The 318-nt window shown below is 63.2% G+C and carries 1 protein-coding gene; it reads left to right on the top strand.

The window, feature by feature from the left end; translation table 11 throughout:
* A partial coding sequence (locus AB1462_RS32520; protein ID WP_367249240.1) for an Ig-like domain-containing protein occupies positions 1-318 on the top strand: 318 nt, incomplete at both ends.

Below are 318 nucleotides of genomic sequence, written 5' to 3'. Positions count from 1 at the left end.
CAACCAATGGCACCTTCTACACCGACGCGGCCATGACCAAAGCGGTGACCGGCGCTATTAACGCGGTCAACGGCGAAGCCACCGTGTACTTCAAGCCAAACGCGAACTTCAACGGCACGGCGAACTTCACCTACACCGCGACCGACAGCGGCAACGCTGACGGCAGCAACGTACTGACCTCGCCAGCGGCCAACGGCACCATCACCGTGACTCCGGTCAACGACGCGCCGGTTGCAGCGGCGACTACCGCGACCGGTGCTGAAGACCCAAGTGTAGGTATCGCGGTCAAGCTGAGCGCGACCGACGTGGATGGCCTGG

This window comes from Pseudomonas sp. SB113 (genome assembly GCF_040754745.1).
GTDB lineage: Bacteria > Pseudomonadota > Gammaproteobacteria > Pseudomonadales > Pseudomonadaceae > Aquipseudomonas > Aquipseudomonas grimontii.
Note: the sequence above shows the minus strand (reverse complement) of the source record. Positions and strands in the feature narration are given on the sequence as shown.